This is a genomic window from Flavobacterium sp. PLA-DH12 (assembly GCF_059511845.1).
The window spans coordinates 215,177-241,584 of sequence record NZ_JCAMPD010000006.1 but is presented as its reverse complement, the minus strand read 5'-3'; the positions used below and the strand labels follow the sequence as shown (position 1 = coordinate 241,584).

Below are 26,408 nucleotides of genomic sequence, written 5' to 3'. Positions count from 1 at the left end.
TTGCGTTTTCCTTTGCCTAAATAAATTTTGGGATATAAATAATCAAGCCTATTGCAATTGCAGTCATTGCGGCAAAAAATACCGCTCCGGCAGCAATATCTTTAATAAAACCGATTCGTTTGCTGTAATCAGGATGGATAAAATCGGCAATTTTTTCGACTGCCGTATTTAATCCTTCAATAGCTAAAACTAAACCAATGGCTAAGGTTTGACATAGCCATTCGGTTTGAGAAATATGAAAATAGAATCCAGCAATTGTCATGATAATTCCCAATGAGAATTGAACCATAATGCTGTGTTCTGTTTTAATTAATTTTACAGCTCCGTTAAAAGCATACGTCATGCTTTTTAAACGACCTGTAACAAAAGTATTGTCTTTTTGAAACTCCATTTAAAGGAAAATATTATAGTGCTGCTAAAGCTGCTTCGTAATTTGGTTCGTTTGCAATTTCTGCTACTTGTTCTGTATGAACGATTTTTCCGTTAGCATCTACAACAATGATCGCTCTTGAGTGTAAACCTGCTAATGGTCCGTCAACGATTTCTAATCCATTTGCTTTACCAAAAGCGCCAGTTTGAAAATCTGATAAGTTAACCACATTTTCTAAACCTTCAGCACCACAAAAACGTTTTTGAGCAAAAGGTAAATCTCTAGAAATGCATAAAACAGTAGTATTTTCTAATCCGCTTGCACTTGCATTGAAAGTTCTAACTGATGTTGCACAAGTTCCAGTATCAACACTTGGGAAAATGTTTAAAACTAATTTTTTACCAGCGAAAGTGCTTAATGAAGCAACAGATAAATCGTTTTGTACTAATTTGAAGTCAGCTAATTGCGATCCAACTGCTGGTAATTCGCCTGATGTATGAACTGGATTTCCTCCTAATGTGATAGATGCCATGATTTTTGTTTAAAATTAATGAGGCTCAAAAGTAAGGATTAATATTTTAATCTAAAAGTATTTGTTAAGGGTTTAAGGAGAGATTAAGGATGGTTTTTTAGTGGCCACGAATTCACTTATTTATCAAATAATTTTAGATTTATTCCGTTTGTCGATAACCATAAAAGTCAATTGAAACCGTTTGCCCGCGAGAGGGATAGAAGCTGGCTACCGAAGTAGCGCGGATAGCCCGGCAGCATCCCGATAAAAGGGCGGATATGCGCAAAGTGAGTTAGCCCTTTTATCGGGATGATGTCTCGCTCAAATCATTATTTTTATGCACAAAAAAAGCGTCCCTAAATTAGAAACGCTTTCTCAGTCTTGTTTTTGTATTTATTCTTGGGAAGGAGGTCGACTTACTTATCGATTGAACCTAATACACGTTTCATAAACGTATTTAGAGCTTCTTTTTTATCTGTTCCTTGAGCAACCAATTTTTGTACTTCAAGGGCACCATACATGTTCGAAATCAATTCGCCGATTACGTCTAATTCTTCGTCTTTAAGAGAAGGAATTTCGGTCATCGCTTCTAGAACTTCGATTGTTTCAATGATATAATCCTGATCGTTTTCTTCGATGAATTGCGTTAAATGCTTTATTACTGGTAATTTCATAATTTAGACTTCTTAGATTTTTAGACATTCTTAGACTTCTTAGACTTTACTTTAAAATTTTTAAAACATCTAAGATGTCTAAAAATCTAAGCCAGTCTAACAATCTAAATTTAAGCAATTGCGTTTACAAGATCGATTAAAACTTCTTGTTTGTTCGTTTGCGTTTCGCCAACTAACTGTCCGTTTACGAAAGTGGCAAATGTTGGCAAGTTGCTCACATTAGCTAATTTTCTAGACTCTGGAGAGTTTTCTGCATCAACCAAAACAAAAGTGATAGCTTCATTTTCTGTTGCTAATTTTTTGAATTTTGGTTTCATAATACGGCAATTTCCACACCATGAAGCTGAATATTGTACTACTACTTTTTCGTTTTTAGCAACTAAATCTGCTAACGTATCTTCGTTTAAGTCGATTAACATTTGTTTATTTTTTGAGATTCTAAGGTGCTAAGATTCTAAGGTTCTGAGTTTTTTGAACCTTTGCGAATTTTAGCAACTATAATTTTTTGAGATTTTTTGAGAGAGGATTTGATTTCTAAGTTACTAAGGTCTAAGAGAAAATCTTAGAACCTTAGCATCTTAGTATCTTAGAAACTAATTAAAAATTAGTTAGCGCTTAAGTATTCAGCAGTACTGATTCTGTCTGCAGACATAGCTTCTTTACCAGCTTCCCAGTTTGCTGGACAAACTTCACCTTTAGTTTGAATGTGTGTGTAAGCGTCAACCATTCTTAAGTATTCGTTTACGTTACGTCCTAATGGCATATCGTTTACACTTTCGTGGAAGATTTTTCCAGTTTCGTCAATTAGGTAAGTAGCTCTGTAAGTTACGTTTGAACCTTCGATGATAACTGAATCAGTGTCTTCACTGTAGCTTGTAGATTCGATATCAAGAATACCTAAAATGTTAGCTAAGTTACGGTTTGTATCCGCTAAGATTGGGTAAGTAACACCTTCGATTCCACCATTGTTTTTTGGAGTATTTAACCAAGCAAAGTGAACTTCGTTAGTATCGCAAGAAGCACCAATTACGATAGTATTTCTTTTTTCGAATTCTGGTAATGCAGCTTGAAAGGCGTGTAATTCAGTTGGGCAAACAAAAGTGAAATCTTTTGGGTACCAAAACAATAATACTTTTTTGTTGTTGTTTACTGCTTCTTCAAAAATGTTGATTTTTAAATTATCACCCATTTCTGAGATAGCATCTACTGCAATACTTGGGAATTTTTTTCCTACTAAAGACATATTTTTCGTTTTACGTTAAAAATTTATTTCTGGTGCAAAAGTAGGGCATAAGTACAGGTACTTACAATAAGTTGTGATTATAAAAACTTATGAGTTGATAAATTTTGACTATTTAGTCTTTTAACTTATTGAATGTCAATATTTACGGGTAAGACGCCTGATGAACTATTTTTTTCTAAAAATTGAATTCCCACAGTTTTTTGAAATTCTTCAAAATCTTGATACGCTTCAAATAGTCCTGAAGCCTTTTTCAGATTCGGAATTAAAGGCAATGCATACGGATTTCCGAAAACAAATACGATGCATTTTTTAGTCTGTAATAATTCAGAAAGTAGTTTTAAAACTTCATTATCAATTTCGAAATTATTCAGAGGTTTTGCTTTTGGAACAAATAATGAAATTAAAATCGTTTCGAAATTGTCTAATTCTTTTTGAATTGATGAAATATCTGAAACTTCTAGATTTTCAAAAGCAAATTCTGGAGAATTCAGTTGTGGATTTAGTGTTTTGAAAAATGTATTTTCGGTATTTTTATATAAACTCAGTTTGGTAAGTTTATTGTTTTTCTGTGCTTCAAAAGCCAGTTCTGAACTTGAGTTATCGATGATTTTAGTAATTGCATTTTGAGCAATTTCTAAGTTTATTTTTGATGTTTTTTCGAAATCCAATTCGCCAGAAACCGCAGTACTTCCAGAAAGAATTCCTGCTTTTTCTTTGGCTTTCATGATTCTGTTGAAACTTTCTTCGATGCGTTCTGGCGATGCATTTTTCAAAATTTCTTCAATTCCTTCGGGAACATTTTCTGCGAAGCATAAAACATCGTTTCCGGCATTAAAAGCTTCCCATTCTAATTGTCCTTTAGTTTCATATAATTTAGAAACACTGTGCATGTTTAATGCGTCAGAAATTATTAAACCTTTATAACCTAATTTTTCACGCAAAAGATCCTGAATAACCGCTTTTGATAAAGTTGCAGAAGTATCTTTTCCGTCATTTAAACTTGGAACTGCCAAATGTCCAATCATAATTGAATCGACATTGTTTTCGATTCCTTTGATAAACGGATATAATTCGTTTTCCATCAATTCTTCTAAAGTTTCCTTTAAAACAGGTAATCCCAAATGCGAATCAACATTGGTATTTCCGTGCCCTGGAAAATGTTTCAGACAGCCTAAAACGCCAACTTCCGACATTCCTTTTAAATATTCAACCGAAAAATCGGCTACTTTTTCTTTGTTTTCACCAAATGAACGATAACCAATAACCGGATTATTTGGATTATTGTTGATGTCTGCCAAAGGCGATAAGTTATACTGAATTCCCGCTGCTTTTAAATCTAACCCAATTTGTTTTCCAACTTCGTAAACTAAATTAGATTTGTTTTCTGGCAAAGCGCCAAGCGTAATCGCATAAGGATATTGAGGTGTTTTTTCAATTCGCATGGCCAATCCCCATTCTGCATCAATACTGATTAAAAGTGGAGTAGAAGCGGCTTTTTGGTAACGAGCAATTAAGGCTTTAATTTTTTCGTAGCTGTCGTCATTAAAAACTACTTTTTTCTTACTCTCGTAATTGGTTGCAGCGCTTGCGCGACTATGGAAAAAAGTCAATCCGCCAATATTATGTTCTTTTATAAGGCGCTCGGTTTCTTGAATATTTTCTTCGGTGTCGTTGATGAACACGGCAGGAAAAAAGAATTGTCCTATTCTTTGGCGTAATGCTTCGGCTGTAATTTTCATTATTATAAAGGCTTTTTCATGCAAACTTTATTATCTATTTTTTTAGGACAGATAATTCGGAATGATGGTATAATTTGATTTTAAAATCAGTTGTGTTCTTCTTAAAAGGACACAATTATTTTTATTCGCTTACTTTAATTTGGCTTTCTTTTGTTTGGCTAATTGCTTTTTGGTTTCAAGCGCTTTTTCCAATCGGTTTTTGAAACGGAAAAGTTTTGGTAATCCTTCTAATCGATCTACAAGGGTGATTTCTTCGTAAACCAAAATAGCCTTTTCTAAAATCCTGATTTCATTTTCAAGGTCATTTTGGTTTTTGTAGATCGTAGCTAATCGATCATATGGATGATTTCCTTTAAAGCCTTCAGTAGCATTTTCTTCATACAATTCAATTGCTTTCTCAAGATTTCCAGTTTTTTCGAACTCAGCTCCTTTCAGATTTCGTTCGTTCTGCAAATTTTCATTGATTTCCATAGGTAAAGTTTGATTTGGGGTTTAAACTTCTTCTGATTTCTTCCCAAAATCTTTTGGGAAAGTTAAAAAACGTGATAAAATAAGACCTGGAATTGTAGCTATTAAAACCCAAACAAAGAAGTTTTGATAGCCTAAAAAATTCTGAATATAACCGCTCAACATTCCCGGAAGCATCATTCCTAATGCCATAAAACCAGTTGCAAGTGCATAATGCGCTGTTTTCGATTCGCCTTCTGCCACATGAATTAAATACATCATAAAACCTGTAAATCCAAAGCCGTAACCAAATTGTTCCAGAACAACCGTAATGCAAGTATAAAGATTTAATGGAGAATTTATTTCGAAAAAATATAAATTTATATGAAGGTGAAAAAGCTCTTGTGGCTGAAAATGAGCTAAGCCAATAAAACCAAGTATAGGAAGGTGCATTGCTAAAAACATCGGAAGCATCCATTTTGTTAGACCATGTTTAGAAATGGCAATTCCACCTAAAATACCGCCAACCGTAAGAGCAAAAATTCCTAATGTCCCGTAGATAATTCCAACAGCTTCAGTGTCTAATCCCATTCCGCCTAGTTCTCTTTTATCAAGCAAGAAAGGACTCAACATTTTCAATAATTGGGATTCTCCTAATCTGAAAACCAAGATAAAAGTTAAAATTAAACCAATTTGTTTTTTCTGGAAGAAGCTGGTAAATATAGTTGCGAAGTTTTGATGAGGTGTTTCTTTCTTATTTTCTACAGCATTAATTTCATTTTTTGGTGTGAAAATGAAATTGTAAGCAGTAATAAACACCATCAATAAACCTACACAAATCATGGTATACGACCAAGCTTTGGTATTGTCTCCATATTTATGTTCCAAATATCCAGCAAAAAGTACTACCAAACCGTTTCCTGCAAGCATAGAAAGTCTGTAAAAAGTACTTCTGATTCCAATAAAAAAAGATTGTTTGTCTTCGGGTAAAACCAATAAATAGAAGCCATCAGTCGCAATATCATTGGAAGCCGAAGCAAAAGCTGCGACCCAGAAAATCGATAAGGTCATGATGAAAAATCCGTCGAGCGGAATGGTGAAGCCGACCAATAGAAATGCAATTGAAATAATCAGTTGCATCAGCAGAAACCATTTTCTTTTGGTTCCAATTAATTCTATAAGCGGACTCCAAAGTGGCTTAATAACCCATGGAAGATATAATAAACTGGTATAGACTCCAATGTCTTCATTTGTAATTCCTAGATTTTTGTACATAATTACCGAAACCGAAATAATTATGGCATACGGTAATCCTGAAGCGAAGTTTAGAAGCGGAATCCAGAACCAAGGTTTATTATCTATTTTCATTAGGCTGATTTGGTGTATAGTTTTTAAATGGTTTTTTTAAGTCAATAGCAGTTGGGGTGCTTTCGTTTGCATAATAATCAATAAAAGTTACAGCGCAGGCTTTGTAAAGATTCAGTTTTCCTGCTGCTATTGCGAAAGTGATTTTTCCGTCAACTTCTTTTACAGTTACTTTTTCAACGATTTTTGTTGCGTCGTTAATATCAATTTTCGAAACGTGATCGCCTCCATAAACCACAATATAACGAACTTTTGTATTTAGCGGACTTTGGAATGTAAAGTTGTATTTAATGCTGTCTTTGCTATACTCCAAAACTTTTGGCGTATCAATAATTACGTGTCTTAAATTTGGAACCGCTGCAGGAAGTGCAGGATATTTATATTGGTTTTCTTCTAAATGACGCACTACGTCGAAATTTTTGCCCATAAACCATTTTGAACTGAAATAAGCACTTCCGGAAACATTTTTAAAAGTTCTTAAAAAATCAATTTGAGTTGGAATTTCGGTCATGTAATTCCAGTTTTTATCACCATCGGCTCTAATTTTGTAAGTAGCATGTCCGATGTAGATAGCAGTATTAGGATTTGTATTTTCAGACCACCATTTTACCAGTTTAGAGTAAGATGCTCTGGTATTGTTCATGCTCCAATACAATTGAGGCAAGATATAATCAATCCATTTTTGATCCATCCATAACATCGGATCTGCGTATAGATCATCGTAATTTGATGTAGATTGTGTTTCAGACCCTCTCGGATCTTGAGATTTGTTTCGCCAAACCCCAAACGGACTAATTCCAAATTGTACCCAAGGTTTGCTTTCTTTGATAGTTGTAGAAATAGCATGCACAAAATTGCTCACATTCGCACGGCGCCAATCAGAAAGGCTCAAACCAGCTCCGTATTTTTTGTAAGATGCAGTATCGTTAAACACTTTTCCAGGAACCGCATAAGGGTAAAAATAATCGTCAAAATGAATTGCGTCGATATCATATTTGTCCACGACTTCTTTTACTACTTTAGTTAAATGTGCTTGAACTTCTGGTAATGCAGGATTGTAATAATATTTTCCGCCATATTCAATCATCCATTCCGGATGTTTAAAAAAATCGTGTCCAGGGCTTAAAAGATTTTTATTTAAGTCGAAAGTTGCACGATACGGATTTAACCAAGCGTGAAATTCAAATCCACGGTTGTGTGCTTGTTCAATCATCCACTCTAGAGTGTCGTAATATGGGTTTGGAGCCAAGCCTTCTTTTCCAGTTAAAAATCGGGACCAAGGCGCAAATTCTGAAGGATAAATAGCATCGCCAACACTTCTAACCTGAACAATTACAGCATTGTAATTCAGTTTTTTATACGCTTCTAAAATTTCAAGATAATCAGCTTTTTCTTTTTCTACGTTGTCTGTTGCTTTTTGTGGCCAGTCAATGTTTACGACTGTTGCAATCCAGACTCCTCTAAATTCATTTTTAGGATGCAGTATTTTTTCCTGAGAAACAGATTTCCATCCAAAGAAAAACAAAAATAGGAGAGAGTATAGTAAGTGCTGATTTTTATGCATTTCAATCTTTATTTTAACAAGAACCAAAAATAGGCTTAATTTTTTTTCTGCCACGAATTCACGAATTTTTTTTAATCAAAGTTTTCCCGCTACGAATTCACGAATCATTTTATATAATCCAAGTAAGTATAATTCGTTTAATTAATCACGTTTTTTCTGCATAGATTTTTAAATAAATTCGTGAATTCGTGGCTATCTTTAATCAGGGAAAGAAATTTTCCCCATTGTTACTGACGGAATTCCTTTTTGCGAACCAAAATTATAATTGCCACCTGCAACAGTTTCATTGGCCAAAACGGCAAATAAGACCGCTTCTTTTGCATCGCCTGAAATTCCGAGAACGTCGCTTTTTTCAAATCTACAAGGCAATAAATCCTGTAACCAGCTCACTAATAACGGATTTCTTGCACCACCGCCAGACATATAAACTGTAAACTCTTCGATTGGTGTTTTAGTATTTTCTACAACAAACAAAACCGCTTCGGCAATCGTTTCTGCGCTCAAGCGTGTTAAAGTTGCCAGCAAATCTGATGCCGAAATGTTTTGTAAACTTAATTTTACCAGAGCCGAGTTTACAAAATCGTGATTAAACAATTCCTGACCGATAGTTTTTGGAAAGCTTTTCTGGAAGAAAGCATCACTTTTTAATTCGCTTAAAAGTTCCTGATTTACAGTTCCTTTTTTAGCAATCTCTGCGTCTTTATCGAAGCTTTTTTCAGGAAAAAACTGTTTGGTAAAAATATCGATTAAAGTATTTGCAGTTCCAGTATCGGTTACAAAGACCTCTTCGGCGTTTTGTGAAGCTGGTAAATAAGTGAAATTTGCAATTCCGCCCATGTTCAGCATAATTCGGTTTTCGCCTTTTTTACTGAATAACAAATAATCGCCATAAACTGCCAAAGGCGCGCCTTCGCCACCTGCAGCCACATGTTTTTGTCTGAAATCTGATAACGTTATAATTCCGGTTTTTACTGCAATATGATCGCCATCGCCAATTTGCAAAGTCGCATTTGGAAATTTTTCCTGCTGATGCAAAAACTTTGGCGCATGCAGAACCGTTTGTCCGTGTGAGGCAATTAAATCGACTTCGCTTGCGGGAACATTCCATTTGGAAAGACAATCGTTGATCATTCCAGCATGAAGGTTTGCAATCCATTCGTTCAATAAAACCAAATGCTGAAAATCAATTGTCTTTTTAGCAAACACTTTTCTGATTTCGGTTTTAATGTCTTCGTTGTAATCAATGGTTTCAAAGTGTTCGATTTTGACAACAGTATTTCCGCCTTCGCCCGAAACTTCGCAAAGAGCCAGATCAAGTCCGTCAAGTGAAGTTCCTGACATTAAACCTACTATTTTTCGAGTCTCTTTTTGGGCAATTTCGTAGAGAGCTTTTATGTTTTTATTCATTTCAACTAATCTTAAAAAAACGCAATTAATTTGGAAATGCTAAAATGAGATTATTTCAGATATAAAACTATAGATTTTAGACAATTTTTATTTTTTGAATGCCACTATTGTAGAATAATAATTTGTGGTAAAAATCCTAAAAAAAATAATTCATACTTCCCGTCTTTTCTATATATTTGCTGATAACCAATTTAAAAAAAATATATATGTTAGTTATTATAGGAATTTTTGTTTTCCTTTTTATCATCGGAATAGTAATCTACAATTCACTTATCGGAAAAAGAAATCAGGTTGCGAATGCTTTTTCTGCAATTGATGTAATGTTGAAAAAACGTTTCGATTTGATTCCGAATCTAGTTGAAGTCGTAAAACAATACACGAATTATGAACAAAGCACTTTGACTAAAATCGTGGAGCTCCGTTCAAAAGCTACTTCAGGAACTTTAACAGACAAAGAGAAAGCAAGTTTGGATACCGAATTAAGTTCTGCTGTAAAAGGCTTAATGGTAACGGTTGAAAATTATCCAGATCTAAAAGCAAATACGAATTTTTTAAATCTGCAAACAACTTGGACAGAAAGTGAAGAGCAAATCGCTGCAGCAAGAAGAACTTACAATGCAGTAGTGACCGATTATAATAATGCGATTATGATGTTTCCAGGCAATATGTTTGCAGGAATGTTGAGTTATACTAAAATTGATGTTTTAGAAACACCAGAAGAAGAACGTAAAAATATTAGTGCAAAAGAACTATTTAACAATTAATGGATTCAGAAATAAAATCGAAAGCAAACTTGCAGGACATTCTGAATACTTTAGAAGTTGATCGAAAAAAAATAGCAGAGACCTATAAAACAAGCTATATCTTATTTGGTCTTGCCGCAATAATTATAGCTGTAAGTATATTTATAGGATTAGGAGTTTTTGCAGTAATATTAGGGCTAGTTCCTTTAATTGTTGGAATCGTAATGTATTTTAGAATAGATGACGATGTCAAAAAATACAAAGAGGCTTATAAAATGAGTATTGTTGGAGCGGCGTTAAAAGACATCGACGATACGCTGGCTATAACGCCAAAAAGTGGGCTTCCAGAATACGAATTTATAAGCTCGGAGCTTTTTACAACCAAACCAGATCGCTATAAAACGCAAGATTTAATAAGTGGAACAGCAGATAAAACTTCTTTTTGGTTTGCCGAAGCTCATGCTGAATATAAAACAGAAACTCGTGATAAAAATGGGACAAAAACAACTTGGCACACCATCTTTAAAGGAATTGTTTTTGTAGCTGATTTCAATAAAAACTTTAATGTTTCGACTATTGTGCGTCCAAAAGGTATTACAGATGCTATTGGTTCATGGTTTTCGAAAAACGTTTTCAGTTTTGGCAATTCCGAGTTAGTTCAATTAGAAAATAAAGTCTTTGACGAAATATTTGTAACCTATTCCAAAAATCAAATCGAAGCACGGTACATTTTAACACCCGCTATGATGGAAAGGATTTTGGATTTAAATCAAAAATCGGAGGATACAATTTCAATATCGTTTATTAATTCTAAAATGTATATCGCTTTTCCTTTGTCTCACAATTACTTTGAAGCGCCAATTCATTCCTCACTTTTAGCTCCCGATTTACTAACCGATGATCTTTCGATTGTTCAGTTTATGCATGATATTGTACATGAATTGGATTTGAATACCAGGATTTGGGGGAAAGAGTAGGTTTTATAAATTAGCAATCACAGTTTGATTTTTTTACTATACTATGAAGAATACAATATTTACAATGTTATTGGGAGTTTTTATAAATGCGCTTTTTAATAATGCTGTTTATGCTCAGGAAAATGTTTCGGATTTAGGTCCTACTGTATCTTTAGATTATTCTGGGCTGTCATTTGAAAAAGTTGTAATAAATGGCAAAGTTGGTTTAAAGGATAAAAAAGGCAACTTAGTAATACCAGTAGAATATCAAGACGTTGACGTTTTTGATATGCAATTTCCAATAGCGGTTAAAAAAAATGATCTCTGGGGTGCAGTAGATTCTGCTGGCAAAATGGTTATTCCTGCAAAATATGAAGGGCTTTTTAGATTTCAAGATAAAAATTATGCTTCCGTTAAAAAAAATAATAAATATGGTTTGATTGACAAAACAGATCAGATTTTGCTTCCAATACAATATGATCAAGATCTCTGGTTTTATAAAGGACTATCAAGAATTTGTCTAAATGAAAAAATAGGACTTATTAACGAGCAACTCAAAATTATTTATCCTATTGAACTTAACAACTTGTATGCTTTTGACGAAACAGGATCAGCTGTAGCTTCAAAAAATGGAAAATGGGGATTAATTGATAATGAAGGAAATATAATTGCACCTTTTGTATATGATGCTGTCTCTTCATTCTATAATAATCGAGCGAAATATAAGCTAAATAAGAAAATCGGAATGATTGACAGAAGTGGTAAAGTAGTAATTCCAAATAATTATGAATCGCTTTCGGATTTATATTTGAATCAGATTGTTGCAGAAAAAGAAGGTAAAGTAGGGCTTTTAGATAGTGTTGGTAAAGTGATTATCCCTTTTAAGTATGATTCAATTCAGTTAGGTTTAAAGGATTATATACCAGCCAAGAAAAAAGGTAAATGGGGATATATTAATAAATCTAACAATGTGGTAATTGATTTTAAATATGAAGAAGCCCTAATGACCACGGCTGATTTTTTTGTTGTAAAACAGAAAGATAAATATGGAGCTATTGATAGAGATGGAAAAATTATACTGCCATTTATTTTTGATGAAGCAATTCTATCGGATGATTTTATTACCATTTACCCTTCGCTGGAATATAGATTCACAAAAGACGAACAAAGCATTTATTTTAATGAAAAGCTGGAGTGTGTAAAAAATTGTAGAAAATTAAGTAAGTTAGGATTGGATAATTATAGGATTAAAAAATAAAAAAACAATTATTACAATAAATAAACCCCTCGATTTTTTAAAATCGAGGGGTTTCATTTTAAATTCTACGCCAACTCCAAATAAGGATTTAGAGTTTCAGCCAATTCATTGAGCCAGTAAAAACTGTCTCTTAATTTGATGATTTCGCTTTGAAATGTTTCATGTTCGCTCAAAACGCATAAAGCGAGTGTAAAATTTACCTGCCTTAAAGTTTTAGCCATTTCAACAGGATCGATTCTTTCGTTGAAGAAATTCAAAAGCTTGATTTCAGTCTGTTTTGAAATTGTGTTTGTACTCATAATCTTTGTGTTTAGGAAAAGAACCCGCACAGCTAAGGTGTCCTACGCCACAAAGTGCGTTGCAGTTGTTTCCAATACCGCCACCATACCGCACGGGCAAAAGTTTTTTTGATATCATATTTCTTTGTGTTTAGGATTGTAAAGATATCAAAAAAATATTTTAAAGTAAGAAAAGGATTATGTTTTAAAATTCACAAAGTAAAGATACAGGATATTTTTCTTCACGAAATATTTTCATATGATTATCAAGATCAGAAAATATGCTTTCAAATCTATCAAAAGAAGATTCATAACCATAGCTTCCATCTTTTTTGAAACTTTCTTTAATTTTAAGTGTACCAATAACTTCAAATTTATCTTTAAAAGATATAATATCTCTATGAGTTACTAAATGATAGCAAAGTCCAAATAAAAAATTATCTTGATTAGCATATTCCCAAATTTCATCTACATTTGGCTGTTGCTCTAAAATGGTTTTCCAATCATAAGTTGAAGGAATTTTTCTGCCAGAAATGAAACAAGATTTTAAATCTTCAACAGTTGGCTTGTTTACGCCTTTATATGTTGTGATAGCCAAATCATATGAACATTGTCCTCTTTGTTGTGTAACTTTGGCGCAAATTACGGCATAATAATTATTGTCTGAAAGTTGGAAAGTTAGCAAATCATTTGGCTGAAAATATAGATTTTTAATAATCCTGTATTTTTTTCTTTTTCTAACTTTCAAATTTGGCTGACTTATTTTCTTTAAAAGTTTATCAAGCTCTTTTTGTCTTTTTTTACCTTCATTGGCATCGCATTCCTCAGTCCATATTTTTACCCCAGCTTTTATTTCAATAACACGTTTTACTTCTTCAAGAATTTCTTCGGTTAATTCACCAATTTCCCAAAAAGCAAGTGCATAAGATGTTACAAAAATTTCGTGATAGAAATCGGTATCGTCGCCGTAATCTTCTATGATAAAAGGAATTTCTTTTTTAATGGTTTCTATAGTTGCATCGCTGTCATATAAATCCATTATTAATTCGTAAGTATCTCGAGCTAAATCACCATCGATTATTTTTACGCCGTCTGTTGCCATTGTGTTTTTGGAATTATTTTAAAAAGAATATCAGGCTAAATATATAAAGTTTTGGATATTTGTTTTAATTATGATCGAAAAAATCTTAACAGACTACATTACATTTATCAGAAGCTTCGAAGCTTTATTAAAAGATAAATACCAAAAAGACATAAATCCATGTTCATTTTCAATTACTTTCTTTGAAAGAGTAGGTTCAATTGAGGGGATTGAATATTATTTTCACGGAAGTGGATGCACTGCAAAAAAAGATGGAGTTACTTATGCTTACGATATTTCAATTTTTGAAAAGGATATCATCGAATTTACTCAATGGGAAATTACAGAGTTTATTAAAACACATCCAGAATATCAAAAATTAAATTATAGTGAAAATTATATCGAGTATGAACTTTACCAGCTTATAAATAAAGGAATTTTAGAATGGTTAACTTTTGAGAGAATTGAAGGAAAAGCTTTTGGATGTGTGTTTAAATGTTATAGAGTTGTTCAGGAATCGTTTTTTCTTCAATAAACCTTCTTATGAAACCAAGTGCCTGCCCCGATGGGAGCGGCATCTCCCGATAAACAAAAACTACGGGTAAAAGCTTTGTTTTTGTTTATCGGGAATATAGCGGACAGCAGGAAATAGCTCCTGATTTAAAATTCCAACCTAAAAACAGCATCAAAGAAAACCTCTGCCACTTTGTAACTCTAAACCTTTGAACCTAAAAAAATAACTATTTTTGTACTTCAAAAGAAAAGCAAAAATGTCAATACTTAAGGATTTAGAGCAATTAGCCGGCGAACTCGAAGGCATACTTTTATACGATGATCTTCATAAAACACTTTATTCGACAGACGCATCAGTGTACCGGATTCGGCCAAATGCAGTGGCTTTGCCTAAATCTACGGCAGATATTAGCAAATTAATTCGCTTTGCGGGAAAACACAATATTTCGATTACACCGAGAACCGCAGGAACTTCACTGGCAGGACAAGCCGTTGGCGAAGGACTTGTGGTGGATGTTTCGAAACATTTTACCAAAATATTAGGTTACGATGCCGAGAAAAAAACGGTTACCGTTCAGCCAGGTGTTATTCGCGATGAGCTGAATTTGTATTTAAAACCATACGGAGTATTTTTCGCTCCAATTACATCAACTTCAAACAGAGCGATGATTGGCGGAATGGTGGGGAATAACTCCTCTGGAACAACTTCGATTCGGTATGGCGTTACGCGTGATAAAATTGCTGAGGTAAAAGCGATTTTGAGCGATGGAACTGAAGTAGCTTTTGGCGAATTGACTTCGGCCGAATTTATCGAGAAAACAAAAGGTGATTCTTTAGAAAATAAAATCTACAAAAGCGTTTACGACGAACTTTCGGTAAAAGAGAATCAGGAAGAAATTATAAAAGAGTTTCCGAAACCTGAAATTCACAGACGAAATACGGGTTACGCGGTTGATATTCTGTTAAAATCAGAATTATTTGGCGGAACAGAACCAACTATAAATCTTGGAAAACTGCTTTGCGGAAGCGAAGGAACTTTGGCCTTTACAACCGAAATCACTTTAAAAGTAGACGATCTTCCACCGCCTCACAGTATTATGGTAGTGGCACATTATCATACGATTCAGGAATCGTTAGAATCGGTTGTCGTGGCAATGAAACATCATTTGTATACTTGCGAAATGATCGATGACACGATTTTGGATTGTACAAAAACCAATCGCGAACACATTAAAAACAGATTCTTTTTGGTTGGAGAACCCAAAGCGATTATGTTGTTTGAAGTGGCATCGCACACTTTAGAAGATGCCGAAAATCAAGCAAACGCCTTAATTGCCGATTTAGAGAAACACAATTTTGGATATGCTAGCGTTAAATTATTTGGAGCTGATATTGACAAAGCCAACGAGCTTAGAAAAGCAGGATTAGGTCTTTTAGGAAGTATTGTAGGAGACGATAAAGCAGCCGATTCTATTGAAGATACAGCGGTAGAATTAAGCGATTTGCCAGCATACATTGCAGAGTTTTCGGCAATGATGTTGCGCCACGGACAAGAAGCGATTTATTATGCGCATGCCGGTGCAGGAGAATTGCATTTGCGTCCGGTTTTGAATTTGAAGAAAACTGAAGATCTAAAATTATTTAGAACCATTGCGACCGAAGTAGCTCATTTGGTGAAAAAATACAGAGGTTCGTTAAGCGGTGAACATGGCGACGGAATCGTGCGCGGTGAGTTTATTCCGTTTATGATTGGCGACAAGAATTACGAATTGCTGAAAAGAATCAAATTAGCATTTGACCCGAATTCGGTTTTAAATATCGGGAAGATTGTCAATGCTTTGAAAATGGATGAAAATCATCGTGTAGTTTCAGGAAGGATAGAACCAGATATTAAAACGTTTCAGGATTTCTCTGATAGTTTAGGAATTTTGCGTGCTGCCGAAAAATGCAACGGTTCGGGAGATTGCCGAAAAATGCCATCAGCAGGAGGAGCAATGTGTCCGAGTTATCGTGCGACTAGAAATGAGAAAGAAACCACTCGTGCGAGAGCAAATGCTTTACGCGAATATTTGACGTATTCTGAAAAAGAAAACAAATTTGACCAAAAAGAATTATACGAAGTTTTTGAGTTGTGCGTAAGTTGTAAAGCTTGTGCAAGCGAATGCCCGAGTAATGTTGACGTAGCGACTTTAAAAGCAGAATTTTTATACCAATACCAAAAAGCAAACGGATTTTCGACTAGGAACAAGATTTTTGCGAATAACGCCAAATTGAATAAAATGGGAAGTTTGTTTCCGTCGATTACGAATTTTATTTCGAATCAGTCTTTGGTGAAGAAAACAATGGGAATTGCGCCTGAAAGGCAAGTGCCGTTTTTGGCGAAAAAGACGTTTAGAAAATGGTATGAAAATAACAAACCTAAAAACGGAGATTTCCCAAATGGAAAATTGTATTTGTTTGTAGATGAATTCACGAATTATTACGACGTAAATATCGGAATTGATGCTTTTGAATTATTGACGAAATTAGGTTACGAAGTTTTAATCGTAAATCACGAAGAAAGCGGAAGAACTTATTTATCTAAAGGATTTCTGGAAGAAGCGAAAAAGATCACGGATATCAATATCAATATTTTCAAAGATTTGATTTCGAGCAATACGCCATTAATTGGAATTGAACCTTCGGCGATTTTGAGTTTTAGGGATGAATATTTACGATTGACATCGGATAAAGAAAGTGCGGAACTTATTTCGCAAAACGCATTTACAATAGAAGAATTTTTCAAAAAAGAAATCATCGACGGAAAAATAACTCCAGATTCATTCTCAGAAGAAGCGAAAGAAATTAAAATTCACGGGCATTGTCATCAAAAGTCATTAAGTTCTGTTGAAGCGACTTTTGCGATGCTGAATCTTCCTAAAAATAATACAGTTACGATTTACAATTCGGGTTGTTGCGGAATGGCTGGTTCTTTTGGTTATGAAAAAGAACATTATCAAGTAAGTATGCAAATGGGAGAGGACACGCTTTTTCCAAAAGTGCGCAACACTGCCGAAAACGTAAAAATTGCCGCTGCAGGAACGAGCTGTCGCCATCAAATTTACGACGGGACAAAACGTGAAGCACAGCATCCGGTTAGTATTTTGAGAAATTGCTTGAAGTAAAGTTTAACCGCAATCCCGATAGCTGTCGGGAGCTAAGATTTACGCTAAGAACGCAAAGTTTTTTTGTTCTCGCAGATTTGGCAGATTGAGCAGATTTAATTTTAAATTTTTAATATGTGGCAAAAAAAAAACTTTGTGGCTTGGTGTCTTCGTGGCAAAAAAAAACTTCATCGAAAACAAAATCGTTTTATATATTTGAAATCAAGATAATTTTTGCATTATTTGCAAAATAAAACAAAAAGAACTGAATTAAATTAATTTATAACAGCAAAACATTATATGGCATTTTCAAGTTTATTCCGAAAGAAAACAGTACAGGATATTCTGAAGCAGGTTGCACAGAACGAAACAGACGGTCATAATGCCTTAGGAAAACACTTGACAACTAGGGATTTAACGGCTTTTGGAATAGCGGCTATTGTTGGAGCGGGAATTTTCAGTACTATTGGAAAAGCCAGTGCAGACGGAGGACCAGCTGTAATTTTCTTATTCTTATTTACTGCTTTGGCGTGTAGTTTTGCTGCTTTTGCTTATGCAGAATTTGCTTCGATGGTTCCAGTTTCAGGAAGTGCTTACACCTATTCGTATGTCGCTTTTGGCGAGTTAATTGCCTGGATAATTGGTTGGGCTTTAATCATGGAATATGCCGTTGGAAATATAACCGTCGCCATATCGTGGAGTGATTATTTCACGGGACTTCTACAAAGTGGTGGCATTCATTTGCCGCAATGGATTCAGATGGATTACCTAACTGCTTCAAATGGATTTAATGATGCCGAGGCCTTAATGCGAGGGGGTAAATCATTCGAAAATTTAAGTGTTGCTTTACAGCAAGCGCATACAGCCTGGACAACTGCACCAACAATCGGATCTTTTCATTTCGTAACCGATATACCAGCATTATTCATTATTATTCTGATTACAGCTTTGGTTTATAGAGGAATGAAAGAATCTCGTAATGCCAGTAATTTAATGGTTGTAGTAAAACTTTGTGTGGTTCTTTTAGTAATTGCTGTCGGGATTTTTTATGTAGATACAGCAAACTGGGATCCGTTTGCTCCAAATGGTGTTAGCGGAGTTTTAAAAGGAGTTTCTGCCGTTTTCTTTGCTTATATTGGTTTTGATGCGATTTCGACAACTGCTGAAGAATGTAAAAATCCTCAAAGAGATTTACCACGCGGAATGATGTGGGCGATTATTATTTGTACGATTCTTTATATAGCTATCGCTTTGGTTTTGACAGGAATGGTAAAATATCACGAATTAAATGTTGGAGATCCTCTTGCATTTGTTTTCGATAAATTAAACTTAAAATGGATGTCAGGAATTATCGCGGTTAGTGCAGTAGTGGCGATGGCAAGCGTTTTATTGGTTTTCCAAATGGGACAGCCTCGTATCTGGATGAGTATGAGCCGTGATGGTTTATTGCCAAAGAAATTTTCTACCGTTCACCCAAAATTCAAAACTCCATCTTTTGCAACTATCGTTACAGGATTTGTAGTAGCAATTCCGGCGTTATTCTTAAACCTGACAATGGTGACCGATTTATGTAGTATCGGGACTTTGTTTGCCTTTGTGTTGGTTTGTGCAGGCGTTTTAGTTTTACAAAACAAACCTGAAATTCCAAGAGGAAAATTCAAAACACCTTATATCAATTCAAAATTTATTCTTCCAATATTAATGATTGTGGGGTTATATTATGCTTTTGCTTTCAACAATAAAGCTACAATGGCATTTATCAATAACGATCCGCAGATTTACGATGCAACATCAATTGTAACTTCTTTAGATAAATCAGAATCAGAGCAAGTTTTCAAATATTTAGAGAGTATTGAAGTAAACAATAAAACAGCTGAAACTTCAGATTTAGAACATTTATTAGGACAATATCAAGACGACGAAGTAAAATATGCTGAGGTTGTAAAAGGATTGCCAATTGCAGATTCTGCAAAGTATGAGTCAGGATTTGGCTTATTCAAACACAAAATTCCAATGTGGATATTCTTATTTGTTTTGGTTGGATTAGCTGTTTGGGCTTTCAGAAAAAATCTGTCTTTAATTCCGCTTTTAGGATTAATCTGCTGTTTGTATATGATGGCCGAATTAAGCGTTTGGAATTGGATTTATTTTACAGTTTGGTTAATAATCGGATTGCTGATTTATTTTGGCTATAGCCGAAAAAACAGTAAATTGAATACTGAAAATATAGTTTAAAAAGTAAATTTTTTATAGAAAAGCCGTTCTGAGTACTTCAGAACGGCTTTTTGCATTATTGATATTTTATAGAAATATTCTTATGTTTTAAAAACACTTTTCCTTAAGTTTGTTTTCAGTAAAATTTTAAATTTAATTAGTAATACATGGGTTTTCTCGATAAAATATTGGGCAAAAAAGAAGCTTTAATACAATCTAATGCAGACTTCTGGAATTGGTTTTTAAAACATGAAAAAGATTTTTTTAAAACAGTTCAAATAGGAGATAATATACATAAAGATTTTTTTGATAAACTAGCTCCAAAACTAGATGAAGTTCATGAAGGGATTTATTTCCTGACAGGAATGTTTAATGATCAAACAGCTGAATTAATTCTAACTCCGGATGGAGCAATTAGAAATATTTATGCGATAGAAGAATTAGTAAATGCAGCGCCTGAAATTAAAGGTTGGAAATTTACAGCCCTTAAACCAGCGTCAGATATTAAGGATGTTAGTATTACTTACGAAAATTTCGATTTTAATAAAGACAATTTAAAATTTTATCCCAACATACATAAAAACTACCCTGACGAAATTGATTTGACGATTGTTTACGATCATTTCACAGAGGATAAAAAACAGCAAGTCACTAATGGAGTTTATATTTTTCTGGATAACTATTTAGGCGAATTGCATTCAGTTACTTTAATAGACAATATGAAAGTGGTGGGGACAAATGACATTTCGAAAGAATTAATTTCGATCGAAAAATTAAGAGATTACCTAATTTGGAGAGAAAAGGAATTCGTTGAAAAATACGAAGGAACGAGGCATAATACAGAAAATGACAGCTATGCTAATTTTGAAGGTAAAAAACAAGATGGGTCAATAGTTTTAGCATTAATTAATACCACATTAATTCAGTGGGATAAAAAAGCATCACATCCATGGATTTTTATTGTGACAATTCCGTTTGATGACTGCGGTAATGGCGGACTTCCAGATGAAAAAACGTATAAATTATTAGATAGTATTGAAGAAGAAATAATACAAATTTTGCCAGATTCTGATGGATATTTGAACATCGGGAGAGAAACGGCTGACAACAAAAGAGAAATCTTTTTTGCTTGCAAAGATTTCAGAAAACCAACCAAAGTAGCCGATGACTTAATAAAAGAATACAATGGGTTTTTTGAAATTAGCTACGAAATTTATAAAGACAAATACTGGCAGACATTTAGGCATTTTGAGCCAAGATAAATGACAAAAGCCGTTCTGATGTTGTTCAGGACGGCTTTTATTTTAAAAAAAATCCGCTAAGAGAAAAGATCTCCAGCGGATTCAAACAATCTAATAAAAAATGTGCAAATTTATTTATAGAGGAATGTTTGCCTTTATTTTGACTGATTTTCTCGCGCAGATTTTGCAGATTATTTTTATAGATTTCTAGAATAAAATCTGCATAATCAGCCAAATCTGCGAGAGAAAAGCTTAGCGAATCTCTGTGAAAACTTCTTTGTGAATCTCTGCGGAATTCGAATTCAAAATCCCAAGCTCAACCATACAAGCTCTCATCATTTCATAAGTACGGTCAATATCATTATCCAAACCAATAGAAAAACGAATCAAACCATCTGTCAATCCCATCTCTTTCTGTTCTTCTAACGGAATTTCGCTCGAAGTTGAGGTTCCCGGAGCGCTGAATAACGTTTTATAAAAACCTAAACTTACAGCCAGATAACCAAGATTTCTTTCCTGCATTAATTCCATCAATTCATTGGCTTTTTCTAAAGTTCCAACATCAATCGTTAGCATTCCTCCAAAACCGTATTCTGGATTAATCATCGTTTTATATAATTCGTGACTTGGATGGCTTTTTAAACCCGGATAAACCGTTTTTAAACCATCTTTTTCGAACTGATCAGCCAAATAATGCGCATTATGACTGTGCTGTTTAATACGGATATGAAGTGTTCTCAAATTTTTCATCACACTTGCCGAACGCAAACTATCCATCGTTGGACCTAAAAGCATACTTGCGCCAGAATTCACATTTTTCAGTGAATTAATAAATTCTTTTGATGCACAAGTCACCCCGCCAACTGTATCACTGCTTCCGTTAATGTATTTTGTCAAGCTATGAATTACGATATCAGCACCCAATTTTGCAGGAGAAACAGATAAGGGTGAAAATGTATTATCTACAACCAATTTCAAATTATGCTTTTTGGCAATTTCTGCCAAGCCTGCAATATTTGCAACTTCCAAAAGAGGATTGCTAACCGTTTCGCAATACAAAACTTTAGTTTTAGAAGTAATTGCAGCTTCAACAACGTCCAATTTCGTAATGTCAACAAAGCTTGTTTCAATTCCGAATCTTGGTGTAAAGTTTTTCAGGAAAGCATATGTTCCGCCATAAATAGTTCGGCTCGAAACAATATGATCGCCTGCCCCGCACAATTGCAATAGAGTAGGAGTGATTGCGCCCATTCCAGATGCAGAAACGTTTGCGGTTTCTGTTCCTTCCATCGCCGCTAAAGCCTGATCTAAATATAAATTACTCGGTGAAGAATGGCGAGAATACAAATAACAGCCTTCCATATTACCTTCAAAAGTATCAAACATGGTTTTAGCCGAAAGAAAAGTATAAGTCGAAGAATCAGAAATCGACGGATTCACGCCACCAAATTCGCCAAAATATTGCAAATCCTGAATTTTATCTGCTGGGTTAAAGTTTTTCATATTAGTTAGTTTTTTTGTTTTGTTTGCTTCGCCCATTCGGCTTTCAGCCTCGGGTCAAGTTTCAGGTTTTAAGTTCCAACAACCTGAAACTTGAAACCTGAAACAAAATTATTAGGAGCTATTTCCTGCTATTCGTTTCAATCTTTTGTGCCGAACCCTGGCACAAAAGGATTTCCACTTCTATCAGGGCTAGGGCACTCATTTTCAAAAGAAATCCCATCCAAAATAAGGTCTAATAAGAAAATTAATCAATCATAAATTGAATAATTAGATTTTAAAACTGTAAAAATGTATTTTTTATGATTTTAAATCTAAATTTGATTTAAAAAACACAGTGGGATAGATTTTCTTTCTTTTGTGATAAGCTATCAATCATCAACCAAAAACCATCAACTAAAAATGACTTTAGATGCTACAGATAAAAAACTCTTGGTTTTGCTTCAAACCGATAGTAAAAAAACAACCAAAGAATTATCATTAAAACTTGATCTTTCTGTTACAGCGGTATACGAAAGAATCAAGAAATTAGAACGCGAAGGCATAATAAAAAACTATGTTGCCTTAGTCGATAAATCCAAAATCGAAAAAGGTTTTGTGGTTTTCTGTCATTTAAAATTGATTCAGCATACGAAAGAATTCCTAACCAAATTCGAAAGCGAAGTCATCAAACTCAATGAAGTTTTGGAGTGCCATCACGTAAGTGGCGACTACGATTATATTCTGAAGGTTTTAGTAAAAGATATGGAGGCGTATAGAGAGTTTTTAGTCACAAAACTAACTTCATTGCAGCATATCGGAAGTACACAAAGCATGTTTATGATTAGCGAAGTGAAGAATTCTACGGTGATTTCTTTCTAAGGCACTAAGGTTCTGAGATGCTGAGGTTCTAAGTTTTTTAATCTCGTAAAGACACGAAAGCGCAAAGTTTTAATTGAATTGCCTCCAGCTTTAGCTGGAGGTTTTAGATAGGATTAAAAGGAGGCTTTAGCCAAATTTGTGTTAGTTTGGCTAAAGCCTTTTAGTTTTGGCATTATTTGCTATCCAGCTAAAGCTGGACGCTATTCATTCGAGTAAAAACTTTGCGTCTCTGCGTCTTTGCGAGATTAAAAACAAAACTTAGCTTCTTTGCAGCATATCGGAAGTACACAAAGCATGTTTATGATTAGCGAAGTGAAGAACTCTACGGTGATTTCTTTCTAAGCTACTAAGATGCTAAGATTCTGAGATTCTAAGTTTTTTCGTAGAGACGCGCTGCAGTGCGTCTAACGTCTTGTTTGTCATCCTGAGGAACGAAGGATCACACTAGAAATTCCATAAACTGAATTGCCAATCTTTGTAGAGTTTCATGTGTGATCCTTCGTTCCTCAGGATGACAAAATTACTCATGAAAAAACATTTCATATTAAAATCAATAAAAACTTTGTGATTCTGCGTCTTTGCGAGATAAAAACAAATTATACAATCTTACCAGCTTCAAGATTAAAACAGGCTAATATTTCACACAAAAAACATTGAAAATTAAACCTCAAACAGAACTTTATTGCTTAATTTTGTAACCGCTAAAATAAAAACAAATTACTATGAGTTCATTTGACGTAGTCATTATAGGTTCAGGTCCTGGAGGATATGTATCAGCAATTCGTTGCGCACAATTAGGTTTCAAAACGGCAATTGTAGAAAAATATAATTCATTAGGTGGAACTTGCCTTAATGTAGGTTGTATTCCTTCAAAAGCATTATTATCTTCTTCTCATCATTATGCTGAAATTGCTCATTTTGCAGATCACGGAATTGAAGTTTCAGGAGATGTAAAAATTAATTTAGAGAAAATGATCGCACGCAAACAAGCTGTTGTAGATCAAACAGTAGGTGGAATCAACTACCTAATGGATAAAAATAAAATTACTGTTTTCAATGGTTTAGGTTCTTTCGTAGATGCAACGCACATTGCTGTTGCAAAAGCTGACGGAACGTCTGAAACTATCGAAGCAAAATATACTGTAATTGCTACAGGATCAAAACCATCTTCTTTACCATTCATCAAAATTGATAAAGAAAGAATCATTACTTCTACTGAAGCTTTGGCTTTAAAAGAAGTTCCAAAACACTTAGTAATTATTGGTGGTGGAGTTATCGGAATCGAGCTTGGGCAAGTTTACCTTCGTTTAGGAGCTCAGGTTTCTGTAGTTGAGTTCATGGACAGAATTATTCCAGGAATGGACGGAGCTCTTTCTAAAGAATTGACTAAAGTGTTGAAAAAACAAGGAATGAAATTCTACGTTTCTCATAAAGTAAAATCAGTAGAAAGAAACGGTGATGCTGTTGTAGTCCAAGCTGAAAATGCAAAAGGAGAAACAATCACACTTGAAGGAGATTATTCATTAGTTTCTGTTGGTCGTCGTCCTTATACAGACGGATTAAATGCTGACAAAGCTGGAGTTAAAATTTCAGATAGAGGACAAGTTGAAGTAAACGATCATTTACAAACTAGTGTTCCAAATATCTATGCAATTGGTGACGTTGTTCGTGGAGCAATGTTAGCGCATAAAGCAGAGGAAGAAGGAGTAATGGTTGCTGAAATCTTAGCAGGTCAAAAACCACATATTGATTATAACTTAATTCCTGGTGTAGTTTATACTTGGCCAGAAGTTGCAGCAGTTGGTCAAACTGAAGAGCAATTGAAAGCGGCAGGAGTAAAATACAAATCTGGAAGTTTTCCATTTAAAGCGTTAGGACGTGCAAGAGCAAGTGCAGACTTAGATGGATTCGTAAAAATCTTAGCTGACGAAAAAACAGATGAGGTTTTAGGAGTTCACATGATTGGAGCGCGTACAGCAGATTTAATTGCTGAAGCGGTTACTGCAATGGAATTCAAAGCTTCTGCTGAAGATATTTCTAGAATGAGCCACGCGCACCCAACTTTCGCGGAAGCGGTAAAAGAAGCAGCTTTGGCAGCAACTGAAAATAGAGCTTTACACGTATAATTTTTACGTTGAATCATATTTAAAACCGTCTCGTTAAAAAACGAGACGGTTTTTTTATGCAATATATTTAAGCGTCATATAATATAATAATCAAAAATAATTTTGTAAATTAGATGTGTAGTTCAGGTGCTATCTTTATGATAATTAAAAAGATAGTATTATGAAAACTAAATATGTAGTTCCAGTTTTGATTGGAGCAGGAATCGGAATCGCGTTGTACTCGTGCGGAGGAGGAATTCCAAATAAAGCAAAAGCTTTAACAAACTTTGACAGCGCAAAATATCTCGGAAAATGGTACGAAATTGCCAGATTAGATTACAAATGGGAAAGGGATTTGAACAATGTAACTGCCGAGTATTCTTTGAACGAAGATAAAACTATAAAAGTCGATAATAAGGGCTATAATGTCAAAAAAGACAAATGGGAACAAAGTGTCGGGAAAGCTAGATTTGTCAAAAAGGACAATATTGGTATGCTGAAAGTCTCATTTTTTGGTCCTTTTTATTCTGGTTACAATGTCGTAGCAATCGATCCTGATTACAAATACGCACTTGTAGCTGGAGAAAGTTTAAAATACATGTGGATACTTTCTAGAGAAAAAACAATTCCCGAAAGTATAAAAGCAGATTTTCTTATCAAGGCTCAAGAAATTGGGTATAAAGTAACCGATTTAGTTTGGGTAAAACATGATAAGACAAATTAAAAAATAAAAAGTCCGTCAGATGTAACACTGACGGACTTTTTATTTTGAGTTAAAAAATGTTTAGGCAGTAAAAACACTCTTGTAATTATCCCAGTATCTGTAGATCAAGAATAAATTTCCTAGAAAAAGGAGAGCCGCAATAGGCAGGCCATCTGGCGCAAGGAAATAATTGATAAACAAAATATTTACCGTAATCGGTAAGATCAAGATGTTTGCTAAAGTTACATAACGTCCAGTTACAAATGCAATTCCACAAAGCAATTCGATAGATTTTGCTAAAGGCATTAAATACGTAGAAGCCATTAAACCAACATTAAAGGCTTTAAAGTCTCCTGTCGTTTCTGGCTCAGGCATAAGATGGAAAAAATAACTGATAGAGGCGAAAAGCAGCAAAAGACCGATTAAAACGCGGACAATAATTGTGGCAATTTTCATAATACTTAGGATTTTTTAAGGGTTAAAAAATATAAT

24 protein-coding genes are annotated in these 26,408 nt (G+C 34.3%); 10 read left to right on the top strand and 14 right to left on the bottom strand.

Going from position 1 to position 26,408, the window contains the following annotated elements; translation table 11 throughout:
• Positions 1-16 precede the first annotated feature (16 nt).
• The 10 genes from AC5ZCW_RS14005 to AC5ZCW_RS13960 form a co-directional block, all read right to left on the bottom strand.
• Positions 17-391 carry a diacylglycerol kinase family protein gene (locus AC5ZCW_RS14005; protein ID WP_057119332.1) on the bottom strand — a complete coding sequence of 125 codons (375 nt, stop codon included), beginning with the start codon at positions 389-391 and terminating at the stop codon, positions 17-19.
• Positions 392-404: 13 nt separating this feature from the next.
• Positions 405-902 (bottom strand): thiol peroxidase, encoded by a 498-nt coding sequence (gene tpx / locus AC5ZCW_RS14000; protein ID WP_308853433.1) that lies wholly within the window; start codon positions 900-902, stop codon positions 405-407.
• A 395-nt stretch (positions 903-1,297) separates the two neighbouring features.
• Positions 1,298-1,555 carry a DUF6952 family protein gene (locus tag AC5ZCW_RS13995; protein ID WP_008462029.1) on the bottom strand — a complete coding sequence of 86 codons (258 nt, stop codon included), beginning with the start codon at positions 1,553-1,555 and terminating at the stop codon, positions 1,298-1,300.
• 110 nt (positions 1,556-1,665) lie between these two features.
• A complete protein-coding gene (locus tag AC5ZCW_RS13990; RefSeq protein WP_007805605.1) occupies positions 1,666-1,974 on the bottom strand; it encodes a thioredoxin family protein in 309 nt (102 codons plus the stop codon).
• A 185-nt stretch (positions 1,975-2,159) separates the two neighbouring features.
• A complete protein-coding gene (locus tag AC5ZCW_RS13985) occupies positions 2,160-2,798 on the bottom strand; it encodes a peroxiredoxin (protein ID WP_012024184.1) in 639 nt (212 codons plus the stop codon).
• Positions 2,799-2,923: 125 nt separating this feature from the next.
• A complete protein-coding gene (locus AC5ZCW_RS13980) occupies positions 2,924-4,537 on the bottom strand; it encodes a glycoside hydrolase family 3 protein (protein WP_496120512.1) in 1,614 nt (537 codons plus the stop codon).
• A gap of 129 nt (positions 4,538-4,666) precedes the next feature.
• Positions 4,667-5,008 (bottom strand): hypothetical protein, encoded by a 342-nt coding sequence (locus AC5ZCW_RS13975; protein WP_343542543.1) that lies wholly within the window; start codon positions 5,006-5,008, stop codon positions 4,667-4,669.
• Positions 5,009-5,029: 21 nt separating this feature from the next.
• Positions 5,030-6,352 (bottom strand): MFS transporter, encoded by a 1,323-nt coding sequence (locus AC5ZCW_RS13970; RefSeq protein ID WP_496120510.1) that lies wholly within the window; start codon positions 6,350-6,352, stop codon positions 5,030-5,032.
• Positions 6,339-7,913 carry a glycoside hydrolase family 10-like protein gene (locus AC5ZCW_RS13965; RefSeq protein WP_496120508.1) on the bottom strand — a complete coding sequence of 525 codons (1,575 nt, stop codon included), beginning with the start codon at positions 7,911-7,913 and terminating at the stop codon, positions 6,339-6,341. Before AC5ZCW_RS13965 ends, AC5ZCW_RS13970 begins: the two co-directional genes overlap by 14 nt.
• 198 nt (positions 7,914-8,111) lie before the next feature.
• Positions 8,112-9,320 (bottom strand): anhydro-N-acetylmuramic acid kinase, encoded by a 1,209-nt coding sequence (locus tag AC5ZCW_RS13960; protein WP_496120506.1) that lies wholly within the window; start codon positions 9,318-9,320, stop codon positions 8,112-8,114.
• A 206-nt stretch (positions 9,321-9,526) separates the two neighbouring features.
• On the opposite strand from AC5ZCW_RS13960, the gene AC5ZCW_RS13955 reads away from it, so the two are divergent.
• Genes AC5ZCW_RS13955 through AC5ZCW_RS13945 form a run of 3 tightly spaced genes read left to right on the top strand, consistent with a single transcriptional unit; the run spans position 9,527 to position 12,277 of the window.
• Positions 9,527-10,084: a LemA family protein gene (locus AC5ZCW_RS13955; protein WP_343542536.1), complete on the top strand. Its 558-nt coding sequence runs from the start codon at positions 9,527-9,529 to the stop codon at positions 10,082-10,084.
• On the top strand, positions 10,084-11,040 hold the full coding sequence (locus AC5ZCW_RS13950; RefSeq protein ID WP_496120504.1) for a DUF3137 domain-containing protein: 957 nt from the start codon (positions 10,084-10,086) through the stop codon (positions 11,038-11,040). The genes AC5ZCW_RS13955 and AC5ZCW_RS13950 overlap by 1 nt, the downstream gene beginning before the upstream one ends.
• Before the next feature lie 43 nt (positions 11,041-11,083).
• The gene (locus AC5ZCW_RS13945) at positions 11,084-12,277 is read left to right on the top strand and encodes a WG repeat-containing protein (RefSeq protein WP_496120502.1); all 1,194 of its coding nucleotides are present in this window, start codon (positions 11,084-11,086) and stop codon (positions 12,275-12,277) included.
• 65 nt (positions 12,278-12,342) lie between these two features.
• Here the strand turns inward: AC5ZCW_RS13945 and AC5ZCW_RS13940 are convergent, their stop codons facing one another.
• Positions 12,343-12,576: a hypothetical protein gene (locus AC5ZCW_RS13940; RefSeq protein WP_496120500.1), complete on the bottom strand. Its 234-nt coding sequence runs from the start codon at positions 12,574-12,576 to the stop codon at positions 12,343-12,345.
• Between the two features lie 184 nt (positions 12,577-12,760).
• Positions 12,761-13,657, bottom strand: a complete 897-nt coding sequence (locus tag AC5ZCW_RS13935) for a hypothetical protein (protein ID WP_496120499.1) — start codon at positions 13,655-13,657, stop codon at positions 12,761-12,763.
• Between the two features lie 70 nt (positions 13,658-13,727).
• On the opposite strand from AC5ZCW_RS13935, the gene AC5ZCW_RS13930 reads away from it, so the two are divergent.
• The 4 genes from AC5ZCW_RS13930 (at position 13,728) to AC5ZCW_RS13915 (ending at position 20,768) form a co-directional block, all read left to right on the top strand.
• Positions 13,728-14,171 (top strand): DUF6896 domain-containing protein, encoded by a 444-nt coding sequence (locus tag AC5ZCW_RS13930; RefSeq protein WP_496120497.1) that lies wholly within the window; start codon positions 13,728-13,730, stop codon positions 14,169-14,171.
• Positions 14,172-14,406: 235 nt separating this feature from the next.
• Positions 14,407-17,313 carry an FAD-binding and (Fe-S)-binding domain-containing protein gene (locus tag AC5ZCW_RS13925; protein ID WP_496120496.1) on the top strand — a complete coding sequence of 969 codons (2,907 nt, stop codon included), beginning with the start codon at positions 14,407-14,409 and terminating at the stop codon, positions 17,311-17,313.
• A 279-nt stretch (positions 17,314-17,592) separates the two neighbouring features.
• Positions 17,593-19,527 carry an amino acid permease gene (locus AC5ZCW_RS13920; protein WP_496120495.1) on the top strand — a complete coding sequence of 645 codons (1,935 nt, stop codon included), beginning with the start codon at positions 17,593-17,595 and terminating at the stop codon, positions 19,525-19,527.
• Positions 19,528-19,673: 146 nt separating this feature from the next.
• Entirely contained in the window at positions 19,674-20,768 is a 1,095-nt protein-coding gene (locus AC5ZCW_RS13915) for a DUF695 domain-containing protein (RefSeq protein ID WP_496120493.1), read from the top strand.
• A gap of 231 nt (positions 20,769-20,999) precedes the next feature.
• Here the strand turns inward: AC5ZCW_RS13915 and AC5ZCW_RS13910 are convergent, their stop codons facing one another.
• Entirely contained in the window at positions 21,000-22,250 is a 1,251-nt protein-coding gene (locus tag AC5ZCW_RS13910) for an aminotransferase class I/II-fold pyridoxal phosphate-dependent enzyme (RefSeq protein WP_496120491.1), read from the bottom strand.
• A 399-nt stretch (positions 22,251-22,649) separates the two neighbouring features.
• Here AC5ZCW_RS13910 and AC5ZCW_RS13905 point away from each other — a divergent pair, with 399 nt between their 5' ends.
• The 3 genes from AC5ZCW_RS13905 to AC5ZCW_RS13895 all read left to right on the top strand — a co-directional run bounded on the left by AC5ZCW_RS13905 (position 22,650) and on the right by AC5ZCW_RS13895 (position 25,937).
• Positions 22,650-23,108 carry an Lrp/AsnC family transcriptional regulator gene (locus AC5ZCW_RS13905; protein ID WP_012024199.1) on the top strand — a complete coding sequence of 153 codons (459 nt, stop codon included), beginning with the start codon at positions 22,650-22,652 and terminating at the stop codon, positions 23,106-23,108.
• A 722-nt stretch (positions 23,109-23,830) separates the two neighbouring features.
• Positions 23,831-25,234 carry a dihydrolipoyl dehydrogenase gene (lpdA, locus tag AC5ZCW_RS13900; protein WP_125721619.1) on the top strand — a complete coding sequence of 468 codons (1,404 nt, stop codon included), beginning with the start codon at positions 23,831-23,833 and terminating at the stop codon, positions 25,232-25,234.
• A 160-nt stretch (positions 25,235-25,394) separates the two neighbouring features.
• Entirely contained in the window at positions 25,395-25,937 is a 543-nt protein-coding gene (locus tag AC5ZCW_RS13895; RefSeq protein ID WP_496120489.1) for a lipocalin family protein, read from the top strand.
• Positions 25,938-25,997: 60 nt separating this feature from the next.
• Here the strand turns inward: AC5ZCW_RS13895 and AC5ZCW_RS13890 are convergent, their stop codons facing one another.
• The gene (locus tag AC5ZCW_RS13890; RefSeq protein WP_281631675.1) at positions 25,998-26,372 is read right to left on the bottom strand and encodes a DoxX family membrane protein; all 375 of its coding nucleotides are present in this window, start codon (positions 26,370-26,372) and stop codon (positions 25,998-26,000) included.
• Between the last annotated feature and the right edge of the window lie 36 nt (positions 26,373-26,408).